The organism is Caulobacter sp. SLTY (assembly GCF_009905535.1).
Classification (GTDB): domain Bacteria; phylum Pseudomonadota; class Alphaproteobacteria; order Caulobacterales; family Caulobacteraceae; genus Caulobacter.
Window position 1 is genome coordinate 1 of sequence record NZ_JAAALA010000038.1, and the last position, 15,356, is coordinate 15,356.

16 protein-coding genes and 2 tRNA genes are annotated in these 15,356 nt (G+C 68.8%); 10 read left to right on the forward strand and 8 right to left on the reverse strand.

The genetic code is table 11. The features are described 5' to 3' along the window. From GVN21_RS21040 to GVN21_RS17790, 3 genes are all read right to left on the reverse strand, one after another. On the reverse strand, window positions 1-86 hold an 86-nt coding region (locus tag GVN21_RS21040; protein ID WP_173315436.1), incomplete at its 3' end, for a GTP-binding protein. 43 nt (window positions 87-129) lie between these two features. Beyond that, window positions 130-203: transfer RNA gene (locus GVN21_RS17785), tRNA-Gly, on the reverse strand. A gap of 79 nt (window positions 204-282) precedes the next feature. Further along, window positions 283-366, reverse strand: a tRNA-Tyr gene (locus GVN21_RS17790). A gap of 85 nt (window positions 367-451) precedes the next feature. Between GVN21_RS17790 and rlmB the strand changes: the two genes are divergently transcribed. The 3 genes from rlmB to GVN21_RS17805 all read left to right on the forward strand — a co-directional run bounded on the left by rlmB (window position 452) and on the right by GVN21_RS17805 (window position 3,954). Continuing rightward, complete coding sequence (gene rlmB, locus GVN21_RS17795) at window positions 452-1,294, forward strand: 23S rRNA (guanosine(2251)-2'-O)-methyltransferase RlmB (protein ID WP_166576082.1); 843 nt, start codon at window positions 452-454, stop codon at window positions 1,292-1,294. A gap of 139 nt (window positions 1,295-1,433) precedes the next feature. Then, window positions 1,434-3,134: a hypothetical protein gene (locus GVN21_RS17800; protein WP_166576083.1), complete on the forward strand. Its 1,701-nt coding sequence runs from the start codon at window positions 1,434-1,436 to the stop codon at window positions 3,132-3,134. Between the two features lie 76 nt (window positions 3,135-3,210). Beyond that, window positions 3,211-3,954, forward strand: coding sequence for a TerC family protein (locus tag GVN21_RS17805; protein WP_166576084.1), 744 nt, complete (start codon window positions 3,211-3,213; stop codon window positions 3,952-3,954). 19 nt (window positions 3,955-3,973) lie between these two features. On the opposite strand, the gene GVN21_RS17810 is transcribed toward GVN21_RS17805, so the two are convergent. Beyond that, window positions 3,974-4,186, reverse strand: coding sequence for a hypothetical protein (locus GVN21_RS17810; protein ID WP_166576085.1), 213 nt, complete (start codon window positions 4,184-4,186; stop codon window positions 3,974-3,976). A 139-nt stretch (window positions 4,187-4,325) separates the two neighbouring features. Here GVN21_RS17810 and GVN21_RS17815 point away from each other — a divergent pair, with 139 nt between their 5' ends. Genes GVN21_RS17815 through trpC form a run of 3 tightly spaced genes read left to right on the forward strand, consistent with a single transcriptional unit; the run spans window position 4,326 to window position 6,704 of the window. Beyond that, window positions 4,326-4,916, forward strand: a complete 591-nt coding sequence (locus tag GVN21_RS17815; protein WP_166576086.1) for an aminodeoxychorismate/anthranilate synthase component II — start codon at window positions 4,326-4,328, stop codon at window positions 4,914-4,916. 1 nt (window position 4,917) lies between these two features. Continuing rightward, entirely contained in the window at window positions 4,918-5,931 is a 1,014-nt protein-coding gene (trpD, locus tag GVN21_RS17820; protein ID WP_166576087.1) for an anthranilate phosphoribosyltransferase, read from the forward strand. Continuing rightward, on the forward strand, window positions 5,931-6,704 hold the full coding sequence (trpC, locus tag GVN21_RS17825; RefSeq protein ID WP_166576088.1) for an indole-3-glycerol phosphate synthase TrpC: 774 nt from the start codon (window positions 5,931-5,933) through the stop codon (window positions 6,702-6,704). The genes trpD and trpC overlap by 1 nt, the downstream gene beginning before the upstream one ends. Here the strand turns inward: trpC and GVN21_RS17830 are convergent. Continuing rightward, window positions 6,701-6,946, reverse strand: a complete 246-nt coding sequence (locus GVN21_RS17830; RefSeq protein ID WP_166576089.1) for a hypothetical protein — start codon at window positions 6,944-6,946, stop codon at window positions 6,701-6,703. The two genes, trpC and GVN21_RS17830, sit on opposite strands and share 4 nt — an antisense overlap. A 160-nt stretch (window positions 6,947-7,106) precedes the next feature. Here GVN21_RS17830 and lexA point away from each other — a divergent pair, with 160 nt between their 5' ends. Beyond that, window positions 7,107-7,808, forward strand: a complete 702-nt coding sequence (gene lexA / locus GVN21_RS17835; RefSeq protein ID WP_166576090.1) for a transcriptional repressor LexA — start codon at window positions 7,107-7,109, stop codon at window positions 7,806-7,808. Window positions 7,809-7,887: 79 nt separating this feature from the next. On the opposite strand, the gene GVN21_RS17840 is transcribed toward lexA, so the two are convergent. Continuing rightward, window positions 7,888-9,900, reverse strand: coding sequence for a ComEC/Rec2 family competence protein (locus GVN21_RS17840; protein WP_346764288.1), 2,013 nt, complete (start codon window positions 9,898-9,900; stop codon window positions 7,888-7,890). 112 nt (window positions 9,901-10,012) lie between these two features. Between GVN21_RS17840 and gltX the strand changes: the two genes are divergently transcribed. From gltX to GVN21_RS17855, 3 genes are all read left to right on the forward strand, one after another. Then, on the forward strand, window positions 10,013-11,425 hold the full coding sequence (gene gltX / locus GVN21_RS17845) for a glutamate--tRNA ligase (RefSeq protein ID WP_166576092.1): 1,413 nt from the start codon (window positions 10,013-10,015) through the stop codon (window positions 11,423-11,425). 53 nt (window positions 11,426-11,478) lie between these two features. Continuing rightward, a complete protein-coding gene (gene gltA, locus GVN21_RS17850; RefSeq protein ID WP_166576093.1) occupies window positions 11,479-12,756 on the forward strand; it encodes a citrate synthase in 1,278 nt (425 codons plus the stop codon). 94 nt (window positions 12,757-12,850) lie between these two features. Then, a complete protein-coding gene (locus GVN21_RS17855) occupies window positions 12,851-13,378 on the forward strand; it encodes a GNAT family N-acetyltransferase (protein WP_166576094.1) in 528 nt (175 codons plus the stop codon). Here the strand turns inward: GVN21_RS17855 and lpxB are convergent. Together lpxB and lpxI are read right to left on the reverse strand one after the other, a co-directional pair. Further along, the gene (gene lpxB / locus GVN21_RS17860; protein WP_166576095.1) at window positions 13,350-14,519 is read right to left on the reverse strand and encodes a lipid-A-disaccharide synthase; all 1,170 of its coding nucleotides are present in this window, start codon (window positions 14,517-14,519) and stop codon (window positions 13,350-13,352) included. The two genes, GVN21_RS17855 and lpxB, sit on opposite strands and share 29 nt — an antisense overlap. Then, window positions 14,516-15,352, reverse strand: coding sequence for a UDP-2,3-diacylglucosamine diphosphatase LpxI (gene lpxI, locus GVN21_RS17865; protein ID WP_166576096.1), 837 nt, complete (start codon window positions 15,350-15,352; stop codon window positions 14,516-14,518). Before lpxI ends, lpxB begins: the two co-directional genes overlap by 4 nt. Window positions 15,353-15,356: the final 4 nt, after the last annotated feature.

Below are 15,356 nucleotides of genomic sequence, written 5' to 3' on the forward strand. Positions count from 1 at the left end.
GTCAGCGTCGTCTTGCCATGGTCAACGTGACCGATGGTGCCGATGTTGCAGTGCGGCTTAGTGCGTTCGAACTTTTCCTTGGCCATCGTCTCTATACCTTTGCGCCGGGCGCCTGGTTGGTTGGGGAACTGGAGCGGGTAGCCGGGATCGAACCGGCATCCTCAGCTTGGAAGGCTGCTGCACTACCATTGTGCTATACCCGCGCCTCCGGCAGGGACGCCGAAACTCTCCCGTTCAATGTCTCTTTGAAACCGCTCGTCGCGAAGGAAGGCCTGCAGCGCGTGGTGGGGGAAGAAGGACTCGAACCTTCGAAGCTTTCGCAGCGGATTTACAGTCCGCCCCCTTTGCCGCTCGGGACATTCCCCCAAGCGCTGCAGGCATTTCCTTGGCGGCGCGGCCCCTTCCGTCGTAACGGGAAGGACCAGGGCCCCAAATCGGAGCGCGTCTTATAGTGTCCTCGTCCCGTGAACGCAACGACCGGAAAACACCCTTTCGCAAGGGCCCGGAAAAACGTGAAAAGCCCGGCGGGACAAGGGGTTCGGGCCGTCCGCAGGCCCAGGACGGCAAGGATTGGCTGTGGGGCGTCCATGCGATCGAGGCCGCGTTGGCGAATCCCGCCCGCGGCAAACCCCGACGGATTCTCGCCACCGCCGACCGCGCCAAGGCCCTCAACGCCCGCTTTGGCCGGCTCGAGGTGGAGATCGTCGAGGGCCGCGACATCGACCGCGTCCTGCCCCAGGGCGCCGTCCACCAGGGTCTGGCCATGAAGCCCGAACCGCTGGTCCCCCTCTCTATAGAAGAGATCGCATCTCCGGTGGCCGGCATGCTGGTCATGCTCGATCAGGTGACCGACCCGCAGAACGTCGGCGCCATCTTCCGCAGCGCCGCGGCCTTCGGAGCGCGGGGCGTTATCCTGCAGGACCGCAACGCCCCCGCCCTGACCGGAGCCCTGGCCAAGACGGCGGTCGGCGCGGTGGACAAGATTCCCCACGCCTCGGCGGTCAACCTGTCGCGCGCGCTGGAAGAGCTGGCGGATTTGGGCTGGCGGATCGTCGGACTGGCCGGCGAGGCCACCCAGACCCTCGAGGAAGCGCTCGACGGGACGCCGACCGTCCTGGTCATGGGCTCGGAGGGCGAGGGCCTGCGGCGACTGGTCGCCGAGCACTGCGACGTGCTGGCGAAAATTCCCATGCCCGGCGGGTTCGAGAGCATAAATGTGTCAAACGCGGCGGCTATCGCCCTCTATGAGTGCAGCCGCGCTCGCCCTTTGGGTGAAGTGGTTACCCAAATCTGAATTTTACGTTTTGACTTCATGGCAAGGCGTGATTTGCTCCCGAACTTGTTCCGGCGAGTAGGGCGTTTCGCCGTGGATTATCACCATCAGTTCGGGGGTTCCGATGGCGAATAAGCGTTTGATTACCGTAGCTTATGCCGTGTCGGCCGTAGCCTTGCTGGCGCTCACCGGTTGCGGTGGACAGGCGCCTGACGACGGCTACAGCGGCCCCGGCCCCTCGTCGTATGAAAGCGACCGTGGTTCCGGCGAGTTGGCGGGCGGCGACACCCGCGCCACCACCCTGGCCGGCGGCCCGCCGGACGTGACCATGGAGGCCATCCCCAACCCCGAGAACCTGCCGCTCGAAGAGCGCCGCCGCATCTACGGCAACAAGTACGACCACCTGAGCTACAAGCCCCTCCACGGCGGGCACGCCGGTCACGGATCCGCTCCCCCGGCCCAGCTGCGCAGCTGGCGCAACGCCGAGGGCGTGCTGGTCGTCTCCAACAAGCCCATCGCCAACCCCGAGGACATGAGCGCCAAGGAGCGGCGCCAGGTCTACGGCAAGCGCTACGCCCCCCGCCCCAGCGCCGCGCCCAAGCGCAGCTGGGCCGCCGCCCCTGCCCGGCCGGCCCCCAAGAAGCAGGCCGCCGCGCCGGCCTATCGTCCGGCCCCGGTCGCCAAGGCGCCCGCGCCCAAGCCCGTCGCCGCCCCGCCGCCGAAAATGGTCGCCAAGCCCGCGCCGCCGCCGGTGAAGGCCGCTCCGCCGCCCGCCCCGATCGCCAAGGCCCCGCCGGCTCCCAAGCCGGTGATCAAGCCGCCGGTCGCCCCGCCGACGGTGGCAAAGGCCGCCCCCACGGTCGATCCGAAGATGGCCGCCCTGTCGGCTAAGGTCGGCCCCGAGGCCATCAAGGGCGCCACCCTGACCGTCCCCGATACCCTGGCCAAGGGTGAAGAGGCCAAGGTCACCCTGGCCCTGCCGGTCACCCTGCTGGACATCATCCAGCGAGAGGCCGCCAACCTCGGCCTGACCAAGGCCGCCCGCAAGGCGGAAGTCTCCGCCACTCTCACGGGCGAGGGCTACACCATCACCCCGAACGGCGCCCAGACCCAGGCCCTGAAGAAGGGCGAGGCCGCCACTTTTGACTGGCAGGTCAAGCCCGGCGACGGCGAGAAGACCCCGCTCAAGGCCACTGTCGACGGCGCCCTGAAGGGCCAGGCCGGCCCTGCCAAGACCTTCTCCATCGCCACCCTGGAACAGGCGGTCGCCAACGCCGTTGAGACCACCGAATCGCAGGCCAAGAAGCTGGGCTTCAACCTCGACAAGCTGGCCATCCCGGGCCTTAAGCCGATCACCATCGGCCAGACGGTGATCCCGCCGGGCGCCCTGACGGCGATCATCATAGCCTTCGTGCTACTGCTGGTTCTGCTGGCCATGGCCCAGGCCGGAGCCGCCCGCCGCGCTCGCAACGAGCGCCGCCGCAAGTTCCGCACCATGACCGACTACGGCCGCGCCGAGCCCGAGGTCGAAAAGGCTGAGGAGACCAAGCCCCACGTCAATCCGTTGGCCGCCGCCGCTGGCGGGGCCGCGGTCGGCGCCGGCGCCGCGGCCCTGACCTTCGCCCCGCACGAGGACGAGGATCACGGCCACGCTCAGCCCGAGGCCCATCCGGCCCACGAGGAGCACGCCCCGGCCCATGAGGCTCATGCCGAGCCCGCCGCCGAGGCGCACGCCCCGGCGCACGAAGAGCACCCGGCTCCCGCCGAGGCCCACGGTCACGACGACCACGGCCACGCCCCGGCGGAGGCCCCTCACCACGACCACCACGCCGCCGAGCATCGGGAACCCGAACACGCTTGACCGGCTGACCGCTAACCGGACCAAATCAGCCGTCGGCGCCCTTGTCAGGCGTCGGCGGCTGACGCATTGAGGCCCTATGGAAACTCTATTTGGCGGCGATTTCGCCGGCGCGGGCGCGGCCCTGCTGCAAGTCCTGATGATCGACCTGGTGCTGGCCGGAGACAATGCGGTCGCGGTCGGCCTGGCGGCCGGCGGCTTGCCGCAGGAACAGCGCAAGAAGGCCATTCTCTACGGCCTGATCGCGGCTGTGGTGCTGCGCATCGGCTTCGCCCTGATCACGGTCCAGTTGCTGGGTATGATCGGCCTGCTCCTGGCCGGCGGCGCGCTGCTGCTCTGGGTCTGCTGGAAGATGTGGCGCGAAATGCGCGACCAGGCCGCCCATGACGAGGCCCAGGCCAACGCCGCCCTCGACGACGACCCGACCACCGAGCCCAACGTCAAGCCGGCCAAGTCTTTCAAGGCCGCCTTCATCCAGATCCTGATCGCTGACGTCTCGATGAGCCTGGACAACGTCCTGGCCGTCGCCGGGGCCGCCCGCGAACATCCGGCCATCATGGTTTTCGGCCTGCTGCTGTCGATCGCCCTGATGGGCGCGGCCGCCACCTGGATCGCCAGCCTGCTGCACAAGCACCGCTGGATCGGCTACGTCGGCTTGGTCATCGTCCTCTACGTTGCCCTGCACATGATGTGGGACGGCCACCGCGATATCGTGGTCGATCTGAACAAGACCGACAGCTACAACGCCGCCGTTCCGAACTTCATGGACATCTCGGAGAAAGAGGTCCGCAAGTTCGGCGGCAAGGCTCTGCCGGATCACTGATCCGGCGTCCTTGATCCCCCTACCGTCCCTGCTCGATCACCGCCCGCTTCGCCTCCGGCGCCCCCGGCGCGGGCCCGACCAGCATCGCGAATGCCAGCCCCAGCGAGGCCACGGCCCAGAACGCCGCCGCGCCGATCACCGGCCATAGCGACTCCCGCGGCACGGGCGGCTTCAGCAACCCTCGCGCATAGGCCAGGGCCTCGGGTTCGACGGCGGGACGGGATTCGGGCATCGGGGCCAAGTCTCCGCCGCGTCGCCTTCCCGCGCAAGACCGCCGGGCCCAGCCGCTCTATGGGTCCTGCAAGGATATCTGACCCGTCGACTCACGATGGCGAGTTCCCCTGCCCCGCCTTCGCCGCTAGAACCGCCCCATGATCCTGGTGATCGATAACTACGACAGCTTCACCTACAACCTCGTTCATTACCTGAACGAGCTTGGGGCCCGCACTCTTGTGCGCCGCAACGACGCGCTGACGGTGCAGGAGGCCATCGGGCTGAAACCCGACGCCATCCTCCTCTCCCCCGGTCCCAAGGCCCCGGCCCAGGCCGGCATCTGCCTCCCCCTCCTGCGCGGCGCCCCGGATGACATGCCGATATTCGGCGTCTGCCTGGGCCACCAGGCGATGGGCGAGGCCTATGGCGGCGAGGTGATCCGCGCCAAGGCTATCATGCACGGCAAGACCAGCCCCATTCTCCATGAGGGCAAGTCGGTGTTCAAAGGCCTGCCCAGCCCCTTTACGGCCACCCGCTACCACAGCCTGGCCGTCGATCGCACCAGCCTGCCGGCCGAGCTGGAGGTCACTGCATGGACCGAGGACGGCGAGATCATGGGCTTGGCCCACCGGACCCGCCCGGTCCACGGCGTCCAGTTCCATCCCGAGTCCATCGAGACCAGCTGCGGCCACGAGCTGCTCGGCAATTTCCTCGACCTGGCCAACGTCCCCCGCACCGCGACCGTCTGAGATGTCCGACGCCTTCAAGCCCCTGCTCGCCCGCCTGGCCGACGGCCAGACCCTGTCGGAAGACGATGCGGAGACCTTCTTCGCCGCCTGCCTGCGCGGCGAGCCCTCCCCGGCCCAGGTCGCCGCCGCCCTGACCGCCATCCGCCTGCGCGGCGAGACCGTGGGCGAGCTGACCGCCTGCGCCCGCGCGATGCGCCGTGCCATGGTCACCCTCGACCATCCCTACCAGGTGGTCGATACCTGCGGCACCGGCGGCGATGGCCTGCACACCTTGAACATCTCCACTGCCGCCGCCTTCGTGGCTGCCGGCGGGGGCCTGAAGGTCGCCAAGCACGGCAATCGCGCCCTCTCCTCCCGCTCTGGCTCCTCCGACGTGCTGAGCATCCTCGGCGTCAAGCTCGACGCCGATCTTCCGCGCCAGCGCCGGGCCCTGGACGAGGCCAACATCTGTTTCCTGTTCGCCCCCTCGCACCATGGCGCCATGCGCCATGTGACGCCGATCCGGGCCGACCTCGGCTTCCGTACTGTCTTCAACCTGCTGGGTCCCCTGTCCAACCCGGCCGGCGCCCGTCATCAGGTCCTGGGCGTCTATGACCTGCGCCTGGTCGAGCCGGTCGCCCGTGTCCTGGGCGCGCTGGGCGCCGAACGGGCCTGGACCGTCCACGGCGGCGGCATGGACGAGCTGACCGTCACCGGCCCGACAGCCGTCTGTGAATGGCGCGACGGTGGGGTGCGCAACTTTACGATCACCCCGGAAGCCGTTGGCCTGCCGAAATATTCCCTGGACCAGCTGACCGGCGGCGATCCCGCCCACAACGCCGCCGCCATGACCCGCCTGTTCGATGGCGAGCCCGGCGCCTACCGCGACGTGGTCCTGCTCAACGCCGCCGCCACCTTCCTGGTCGGCGGCAAGGTCGAGACCTTGCGCGAGGGGGTCGAGCTCGGCGCCGCGGTGATCGACGACGGCCGCGCCCACGCCGCCTTGGCCGGACTGGTCGAGATCACCAACAGCTGATGGCCGACATCCTCGCCCGTATCGCCGCCTACAAGCGCGAGGACGTCGCCGCCCGCAAGGCTGCTCGTCCCACCGTAGATACCTCCGGCGCCTCCGCCCCGCGTGGCTTTCGCAAAGCTCTGGAAGCCCGGTCCGGCGACCGCCTGGCCCTGATCGCGGAGATCAAGAAAGCCTCTCCCTCCAAGGGCCTGATCCGCGCCGACTTCGACCCGCCGGCCCTCGCCCGCGCCTATGAAGCGGGCGGCGCCGCCTGCCTCTCCGTCCTCACCGATGGCCCCAGCTTCCAGGGGGACGACGCCTACCTGGTCGCCGCCCGCGCGGAAGTCGCCCTGCCCTGTATCCGCAAGGACTTCCTCGTGGATCCCTGGCAGGTCGCCGAGAGCCGGGCGCTGGGTGCCGACGCCATCCTGGTCATCATGGCCATGATCGACGACGCCCTGGCGGCCGACCTGATGGCCGAGGCCGCCCGCCTGGGCATGGACGCCCTGGTCGAGGTTCATGACGAGGCCGAGCGCGACCGGGCGCTGGCCCTCGGCGCCACTCTGCTTGGCGTCAACAACCGCGACCTGCGCAGCTTCGTGGTCGACCTTGCCGTTACCGAGCGTTTGGCTGTCGATCTGCCCGCCGACATCCTGCTGGTCACCGAAAGCGGCCTCTTCACCCCCGCCGACGCCACCCGCATGGCCGCAGCGGGCGCCCGCGCCATGCTGGTCGGCGAAAGCCTCATGCGCCAGGACGACGTCGAGGCCGCCACCCGCGCTCTGCTGGCTTAGCCGGCGACAGCCGCCGTGCGCAGATTGGCCACGGGCGGCGCCGGCGCGCCCTTGCGCCCCATGGTCCAGTTCGGCGCCATCCGAACCCGAGTATTCGGCGCCGACCAGATCTCGCCGCTGTCATCCAGCGCCACGACCCAGATCAGGTGATGTTCCTGGCCATAGTCGATGACGGCGAATGCATAGCCCTTGCCCTTTCCCTCGACGGTGACGGGCAGGCACGGGTCGAGCTGGGTAAACATCGGATCGCCTTTCAAGGGTCCCGAAACAACGGCGCAAACCGGCCGACGTTCCTATGTCGGCCGCCCAACGCGGTTAACTTGACAGCAAGAAAGAACACCTAGAGAACATCCCCATCGTTTGCGATTTGTTCTGAACGACTCGGGCCTGGAGAGACCGGATATGCTGACCCGTAAGCAGCACGAACTGCTCATGTTTATCCACGAACGGATCAAGGAGACCGGCGTCTCCCCCTCGTTCGACGAGATGAAGGACGCCCTGGACCTGGCGTCCAAGTCGGGCATCCACCGGCTGATCACGGCGCTGGAAGAGCGGGGCTTCCTGCGCCGGCTCGCCCACCGCGCCCGCGCCCTCGAAGTGGTGAAGCTGCCGCAGCAGGCGACGACTTCGGCCCCGGCCGGCGGCCGCCAGGCCTTCAAGCCCCAGGTGGTTGAGGGCACGCGCCCCTCCGCCGCAGCCATGCCGGAAGCGGCTAACGACGTCCGCGAACTCTCCATCTTCGGCAAGATCGCCGCCGGTGTCCCGATCGACGCCATCCAGCATGAACGCGACCGCATGCATGTGCCCGAAGCCATGCTGGGCGCCGGTGAACACTATGTGCTTGAGGTCGACGGCGATTCGATGATCGACGCCGGCATCTTCGATGGCGACTACGTGGTCATCCGCCGCACCGACCAGGCAACCAGCGGCGAGATCGTCGTGGCCCTGGTCGAGGGCGAGACCGCCACCCTCAAGCGGCTCCGTCGCAAGGGCGCCTCGATCGCCCTGGAAGCCGCCAACGAGAAATACCAGACCCAGATCTATGGCCCCGACCAAGTCGCCGTTCAGGGCAAGCTGGTTGGCCTCATTCGCCGGTATCACTGAGCCCGCGCCACTACCGACTTCCGTCATCCTCGGGCTAGTTGTCCCGAGGATGACGGAAATTGGCTTGCTCTGACGGGTTTCACCGCATCCGGGCCGGTTCTGTCCAAGGCCGACGCCCCCTTAGCGGCTCAGCCCAAACGATCCGCCAGTGGTCGCCCTGACGGTAGAGCTCCGCCGAACCTCCGGCCTCGAAGTCGGCCGCATCTAGGACCAGGACGCCAGGGCAGTCGCCGGGCGTCGGCGAACGCAGCACCACCACCTTCGCCCGGCACAGCTCCGCAAACGCATCGGCGTTGGGCGCCCGCCGCTGGTTCCAGTGTGCGACCTCGCCCGCCCCAGTCGCCAGGCATCGACGGCGGTTGCAGTCGAACAACTCCGGGGAGGCTGCCCCGTCGATGGCTAGCCCCCGCCGCCGCGACCAGACGTCCAGCGCGAACCGCCGCGACTCCGGTCTCGCCGGCACGGCCTGCTCGCCGCGGCGCACCGCCAGGGCCGAGCCATCCGATGAAACCCACAGGTCCGGCGGCGTCGGCCGGGGCCAGAGCGCGACGACGGCCGCCAGGGGCAGGCCCACCCAGCGTAGGCGACCTTGCCACAGGCAGAGGATGAGGATGCCGAGGAAGGCCACGGGCAGCGTCCAGTCAGGGCCGGTGGCGACCGTAACCGTGGCCCCCGGGGCGCCGGCGGTGCGTTCGGCGATGGCGGTCATCATGTCGATGGACCAGCCGGCCACCGCCAGGAAGGGCGCGCCCAAGCCGAGCGGCTCCAGGGCCGCGCCGACAGCCAGGAAGGGCATCATCAGGAAGCTCGAGATCGGGGCGACCAGCAGGTTGGCGATCAGGCCATAGCTGGCGACCCGGTTGAAGTGGTGCATGGCGAACGGCCCGGTCGCCAGGCCGGCGACCAGGCTGATGGCGATGGAGGCCACGATCCAGGTTCCCGCCGCCTGCGGCCAGCGGATCCACCAGGGCGCCTGGATCTCCCGCACCGGTCTGGGCAGGGCCTCGACCAAGGCGACCAGGGCGGCGGTCGCCGCAAAACTCATCTGGAATCCGGGCTCGGTCGCGGCTTCCGGATAGAGGAGCAGGATGACCATGGCGGCCACGGCCAGGGCGTCGAGGGATATGGCGCGGCGGTCGGCAAGGATGGCCAGGAAGGCGACCGCGGCGGTAATGGCCGCGCGCACGGCCGGCGATGGGGCGCCGGAGAGGATGAGGTAGGTCCCGACCGCGGCCAGGCCGAGCAGGGCGGCGGCCTTCTTTCCATCGATACGCAGGGCGACCCAGGGGACGAGCGCGATCAGCAGACGAGCGGCAAAGAACACAAAGCCGCCGACGATAGCCATGTGCAGGCCGGAGATAGAGAGGATGTGCGCCAGGCCGGAGGCCCGCATGGCCTCGGTCTGCTCCGGGCTGATCCAGGCCTCGTGGCCGGTGACCATGGCGGCGGCGATGCCGCCGGACCGCTCGCCCATGGTGGTGACGATCCGCCGGGCCAGGCTCCAGCGCATGGCGTTGACCGCCATCGCCAGGCGCAGGCGGATGGGCGGCTGAGCGAGCGCGATGGGCTGGACCTCGGTCACCGCGAAGCCGACGCCGCCGACCCGATCGAACCAGGCGTCGCGGGCGAAGTCGTAGGCCCCGGGACTGGCCGGCGGCGGCGGCGGTCCAAGGCCCGCTCGGACCCGGATGGTGGAGCCGGGGCCGACCACGGCCTCGCGGGGAACGGTGATGCGGATGCGGTGCGGAAGTTCGTAGAAGGTCAGGGCTGCGAGGCGCGTCGGGGCGATCAACAGCCGGCCGCCGCCGGAACCTGGGCTGGCGACATCGACCACAAAGCCTTCGACAACCACAGGGGCGGCGAAGTCCGGCGAGACAGGGCCGCGAACCTGTTCGGTACGCAGCTTGCCGGTCACCCCGCCCATCACGGCCAGGGCCAGCAGTCCCGCGCCTAGCGCCGCGACACCGCCCTGGGTCAAAACCCGCGCGGCGAAGGCGACGGCCACCGCCGAAAGACCCACGAGCAGCGCCAGCCACAGCGGCGGCTCGACCGGCAGGACCATGTATCCCGCCGCCCCGAAGCCGAAAGCCACGGGGGCCCACAGGCGCCACCTGGGAAGTTGCGCAGCGATCTCTTCCGCAAGGTTGGGACCGGCGGAAAACCATGTGCTAAGACGCCGGCCCAATCGACCGACCCGAGACCCGATGTCCTCCGCCTCCCCCGTCGTCACACGGTTCGCCCCCTCGCCCACCGGCTCGCTCCACATTGGAGGGGCGCGGACGGCTTTGTTCAACTCCCTGTTTGCGCGTCACACAGGCGGCAAGTTCCTGCTGCGCATCGAGGATACCGACCGGGAGCGCTCCACCGAGGCCAACGTCCAGGTAATTCTCGACGGCCTGCGCTGGCTGGGCCTGGAGTGGGACGGCGAGCCCCTGTTCCAGTTCGCCCGCGCCGACCGCCATCGGGAGGCGGTGCAACAACTGCTGGACGAGGGCAAGGCCTACCGCTGCTGGCTGGCCGGCGATGAGCTGACCGCCGCCAAGGAAGCCGCCCGCGCCGCCGGCCACGCCCTGCGCTCGCCCTGGCGCGACCGCGACCCGACCGCCTCCGACCTGGCACAGCCGCACGTCATCCGCTTCAAAGGCCCCAAGAACGGTGACGTAGTGGTCCGCGATCTGGTGCAGGGCGACGTCACCTTCCGCAACCGCGACCTGGACGACCTGATCATCCTGCGGTCCGACGGCGTGCCGACCTACAACCTCGCAGTCATCGTCGATGACCATGACATGGGCGTCACCCATGTGATCCGCGGTGACGACCACCTGAACAACGCGGCCCGCCAAAGCCTGATCTATCAGGCGCTCGGCTGGGATGTGCCGCTGTTCGCCCACGTCCCGATGATCAACGGGACGGACGGCAAGAAGCTGTCCAAGCGCTTCGGCGCTACCGCCGTCGGCGAGTTCGCCGACCTGGGCTATCTGCCCGAGGCGCTGCGCAACTACCTGGCCCGGCTCGGCTGGAGCCACGGGGACGACGAGCTGTTCACCGACGAGCAGGCGGCCGAATGGTTCGATGTCGCGGATGTGAACAAGGCGCCGGCGCAGTTGGACTGGGCCAAGCTGAACCACGTCAACAGTCACTACATCCGCCTGGCGGACGACGAGCGGCTGGCCCGCCTGGTCGCGGATGTCTACGCCCGGCGCGGTCAGGCGCTGAACGAGCCCCAGGTCGCCCGCCTGGCGGCGGTCATCGGCCTGCTCAAGGATCGCGGCAAGACCCTGCTGGAGTTGGCCGACCAGAGCGCCTTCATCTTTGCTCAACGCCCTGTTTCCATTGACGAAAAGACCTCCGGGCTGCTGACCGACGAGACGCGCGCCCGGCTGGGTCGCCTGGTCGACCAACTGGACCAGCAGAACGACTGGAGCGCAGAGGCGCTGGGCGACAAGCTCAAGGCCTTCGCCGAGTCGGAGGGCGTCGGCTTCGGCAAGATCGGCCCCGCGCTGCGCGGCGTGGTCAGTGGCGGCCACCCCTCGCCCGATATGGGGATAACGCTGGCGGTGCTTGGCAAGGTCGAGACGCTGGGCCGTCTTGAGGATGCGCTTTCGCCCGGCGCGTGAAGCGCTATAAGGCATCCGAACGATCGTTTACCTGCTGTTGAAAAGGACGTCGAATGGCGGACAAGGCCACGCTGACCATCGGTGACAAGACCATCGAAATGCCGGTTCTGAAGGGTTCGACCGGCCCTGACGTGGTGGACGTCCGCAAGTTCTACGCAGAGTCGGACATGTTCACGTTCGACCCCGGCTTCACGTCGACGGCCAGCTGCGAAAGCAAGATCACCTACATCGACGGCGATGCGGGCATCCTGCTGCACCGCGGCTATCCGATCGACCAGCTGGTTGAGAAGTCGAGCTTCCTCGAGGTCTGCTACCTGCTGCTGCACGGCGAGCTGCCGACCGCCGGCGAGTTCGAGAAGTTCGAACACAACATCACCTACCACACGATGCTGCACGCGCAGTTCGACCGGTTCTTCGAGGGCTTCCGTCGCGACGCCCACCCGATGGCCATAATGACGGGTGCGGTCGGCGCCCTGTCGGCCTTTTACGCCGACAGCATCAACGTGGACGACGCCCGCGAGCGTGAGATCAGCGCCCACCGGATGATCGCCAAGATGCCGACCATCGCGGCCCGCGCCTTCAAGTACCATATGGGCCAGCCGTTCGTGTCGCCGCGCAACGAACTCAGCTACTCCGAGAATTTCCTGCGAATGTGCTTCGCCGTGCCGGCCGAGGACTGGGTTCCGAACCCGATCCTGACCCGCGCCATGGACCGGATCTTCATTCTGCACGCCGACCACGAGCAGAACGCCTCGACCTCGACGGTCCGCCTGGCCGGCTCGTCCGGCGCCCATCCGTTCGCCTGCATCGCCGCCGGCATCGCCTGCCTCTGGGGTCCCAGCCATGGCGGGGCTAACCAGGAAGCGCTGGAAATGCTTGAGGAAATCGGGACGGTCGACAAGATCCCCGAGTTCATCGAAGGAGTGAAGGCCCGCAAGTACAAGCTGATGGGCTTCGGCCACCGCGTGTACAAGAACTTCGATCCGCGGGCGACCGCGATGCAGAAGACCTGCCACGAGGTGCTCGGCGAACTGGGGATCAAGGACCCGCTGCTCGAAGTGGCCATGGAGCTGGAGAAGATCGCCCTCAGCGATCCCTACTTCATCGAGCGCAAACTCTACCCCAACATCGACTTCTATTCGGGCATCACCCTGCGGGCGATGGGCTTCCCGTCGAAGATGTTCACCGTGCTGTTCGCCCTGGCCCGCACTGTCGGCTGGATCAGCCAGTGGAAAGAGATGTTCGAGGATCCGGGCCGCAAGATCGGCCGCCCGCGCCAGCTCTACACCGGCCCGACCGAGCGCGACTACGTCGCGATCGACAAGCGCTAGGCAGAGCATGTCAGGCCGAAGTGTTGGCGGTTCGGCCGCCTGGACATGCTCTCATCGTTTGAATCTAGACCCCAAAGGGGTCTAGGCCGGCGCGATGCGGATCGCTCCCATCATGCCGGACGCCTTCCCGGCGCTGGCGCCGGCGCTGCGTGACATTCTGATCGAATGCGTGGGGCTGGGAGCCAGTATCGGGTTCCTGGCCCCGCTTTCGTTAGAGGCGGCGGACGCCTTCTGGGCGGGCTGTATCCGGGGCGTGGCGGCCGGCGAGCGGTTGATGTGGGGCGCCTGGGTGCGCGAGGAACTGGTCGGCACGGTCCAGATCGTCGTCGGCATGCCGGCCAACCAGCAGCACCGCGTCGATCTGGTGAAACTGATGACCAAGCCATCGGCCCGCGGCGGCGGCATCGGGGCGGCGCTGACCCTGGCGGCGGAAGCCGAGGCGTCGCGACTGGGCAGATCGCTGGTTGTGTTGGACACCGTGGCCGGCAATCTGGCGCAACGGCTATACGAACGGCTGGGCTATGAGGCGGCGGGCGTGATCCCCGACTACGCGCGCTCCAGCGCCGGCCCACTGGAGCCGACCTGCATCATGTTCAAGCGGCTCGCTCCGCCAGCAGCTTGAGCACCGCGTCGGCGGCCAATTCAGAGGGATCGATCTCCGGCCGGCCGAGTTTGCGGACGGCCTCGAACTGGGCGTCGATCTGACCGTTGCGCAAGGCCTCGTCATCCAGCCGGGCGGCGACAGCGGCGGCCAGTTGGGGGCCGTTGCAGTCTGTCTGCAGCAGTTCCGGGGCCACCTCGTCCTGGGCGGCGATGTTGAACATGGTCACCCAGGGCGACTTGAAGACCAGCATGACCAGCCGGTAGCTGACCGGACCCAAGCGATAGCCGACCACCATCGGACAGCCCGCCAGGGCGAGCTCGGTGGTCACCGTGCCGCTGCAGGCCAGGGCGGCGGTGGCGGCAACGAAGGCGTCGTCCTTGAGGATCGGGTCCTCGATGATATGGGCCTCGAACGGCCAGGCGGCCACCCGGGCCTTGACCGTCTCTGCCACGGTGGCGGCGAGGGGCAGGACGATCTTCAGGTTGGGGCGCTCGGCCTTCAGCCGTCGGACAGCGTCCTCGAAGGGCGGGAAGACGTGCTTGATCTCGGCCGGGCGACTGCCCGGGAGGACCAGCAGGATCTGGTCGTCGCGCGCGGCGCCGATGTGGGCGCGAAGGCGGGCGGGGTCGGCCGTGGAGAAGTCGCGGATCAGGGTGGGGTTGCCGACCGTGGTGACGGGCAGACCCTCACGCTCAAACCATGGGGCGTCGAAGCCGTGGATGGAGAGCAGGTGGTCGACCGAGCGGGCCAGGGTCTTGGCGCGGCCGGGGCGGCTGGCCCAGACCTGGGGGCCGACGTACTTCATCAGGGGTATGGAGGGGTCGAGCCGGCGCAGGGCGTGGGCGACGCGAAGAGTGAAGCCCCAGCTGTCGATGAGTACGGCGATGTCGGGCTTTTCGGCGGCGGCCAGGGCGGCGGTCTCGCGCACCCGGCGCTTGACCATCGGCAGGGCGCGGACGCCCTCGATGATGCCGAGGATGGACAGCTGGGCGATGTCGAAGGGGCTCTTGACCCCCTGCTCGGCCATCTTCTGACCGCCGACACCGACGAAGCGGACACCGTCGCCCAGGCGCGCCTTCAGCGCGCGGGCCAGGCCGGCGCCGAGGCTGTCGCCGGAAGCTTCCGCCGCGACCAGCATCACGGTCAGGGGCCTGTTCACCCCTTCCGCTCCACGCCCAGCACAAACAGGCCCATCTCGTCCGCCGCGGCGATCACCGCCTCGCGGTCGACGATCAGCAGGCGGCCGGCCTCGCCGACCACCCCGGCCAGACCGGCCTTGGCGGCGCCGCGCATGGTGGCGACCCCGATGGTGGGGAGGTCGACGCGCAGTTCCTGGATCGGCTTGGGGGCCTTGGCCAGGACGCCTCGCGATCGGCCGGGCTCGCCGCGCACGGCCAGCGGCAGGTCGGCGACGCGCCGGAGCATGGAATCGGTGCCCTCCTGGGCCTCAACGGCCAGGACCAGCCCGTCGCAGACCACGGCGCCCTGGCCGACGTCGAGCTTGCCGATCTCGCGGGCGACCTCCAGGGCGCGTTCGATGTCGCCGCGGTGGGCGGCGTCCGGCGAATGCTTGCCGAGCAGGCCCAGCGGCAAGGTCATGGCCCCGACCGCCTCATGCACCCCTTCGATGGCGAAGCCTTCCTTGGCGAACTCGTCCAGCACCCGGCGCAGCAGGGCGTCGTCGCCATGGCGGGCTGCCGCGATGATGCCCGGCAGGGCGGCGACGCCGCGCATGTCGGGCCGCAGGGCCGCGAAGTCCGGACGGGCCACGTTGCCGGCGAAGCAGACGGCCTGGCAGCCCTCGCGGCGCAGCACCTTGAAGCATTTGCCAAGTTCGGCGAGGCCGACCTCCTCCGAGGGATGGCCCAGCGTGGCATCGTCAGCGATGCCCTTCAGGCGGACGACGAAGTAGGGTCGGCCGGCCTTGCGGCAGTGGTCGGCGATCTCGGCCGGCAGGCCGCCGGCCCCGGCGATCAATCCCAGCTTCTTCACGGAA

Excerpts from the sequence above, each read along its gene's own strand:
- trpD (WP_166576087.1), top strand. The coding sequence starts at position 4,918 with ATGTCCGACGCCTTCAAGCCCCTGCTCGCCCGCCTGGCCGACGGCCAG.
- GVN21_RS17855 (WP_166576094.1), top strand. The coding sequence starts at position 12,851 with ATGCGGATCGCTCCCATCATGCCGGACGCCTTCCCGGCGCTGGCGCCG.
- GVN21_RS17830 (WP_166576089.1), bottom strand. The coding sequence starts at position 6,946 with ATGTTTACCCAGCTCGACCCGTGCCTGCCCGTCACCGTCGAGGGAAAG.
- gltA (WP_166576093.1), top strand. The coding sequence starts at position 11,479 with ATGGCGGACAAGGCCACGCTGACCATCGGTGACAAGACCATCGAAATG.
- GVN21_RS17810 (WP_166576085.1), bottom strand. The coding sequence starts at position 4,186 with ATGCCCGAATCCCGTCCCGCCGTCGAACCCGAGGCCCTGGCCTATGCG.
- lexA (WP_166576090.1), top strand. The coding sequence starts at position 7,107 with ATGCTGACCCGTAAGCAGCACGAACTGCTCATGTTTATCCACGAACGG.
- trpC (WP_166576088.1), top strand. The coding sequence starts at position 5,931 with ATGGCCGACATCCTCGCCCGTATCGCCGCCTACAAGCGCGAGGACGTC.
- GVN21_RS17805 (WP_166576084.1), top strand. The coding sequence starts at position 3,211 with ATGGAAACTCTATTTGGCGGCGATTTCGCCGGCGCGGGCGCGGCCCTG.
- gltX (WP_166576092.1), top strand. The coding sequence starts at position 10,013 with ATGTCCTCCGCCTCCCCCGTCGTCACACGGTTCGCCCCCTCGCCCACC.
- GVN21_RS17815 (WP_166576086.1), top strand. The coding sequence starts at position 4,326 with ATGATCCTGGTGATCGATAACTACGACAGCTTCACCTACAACCTCGTT.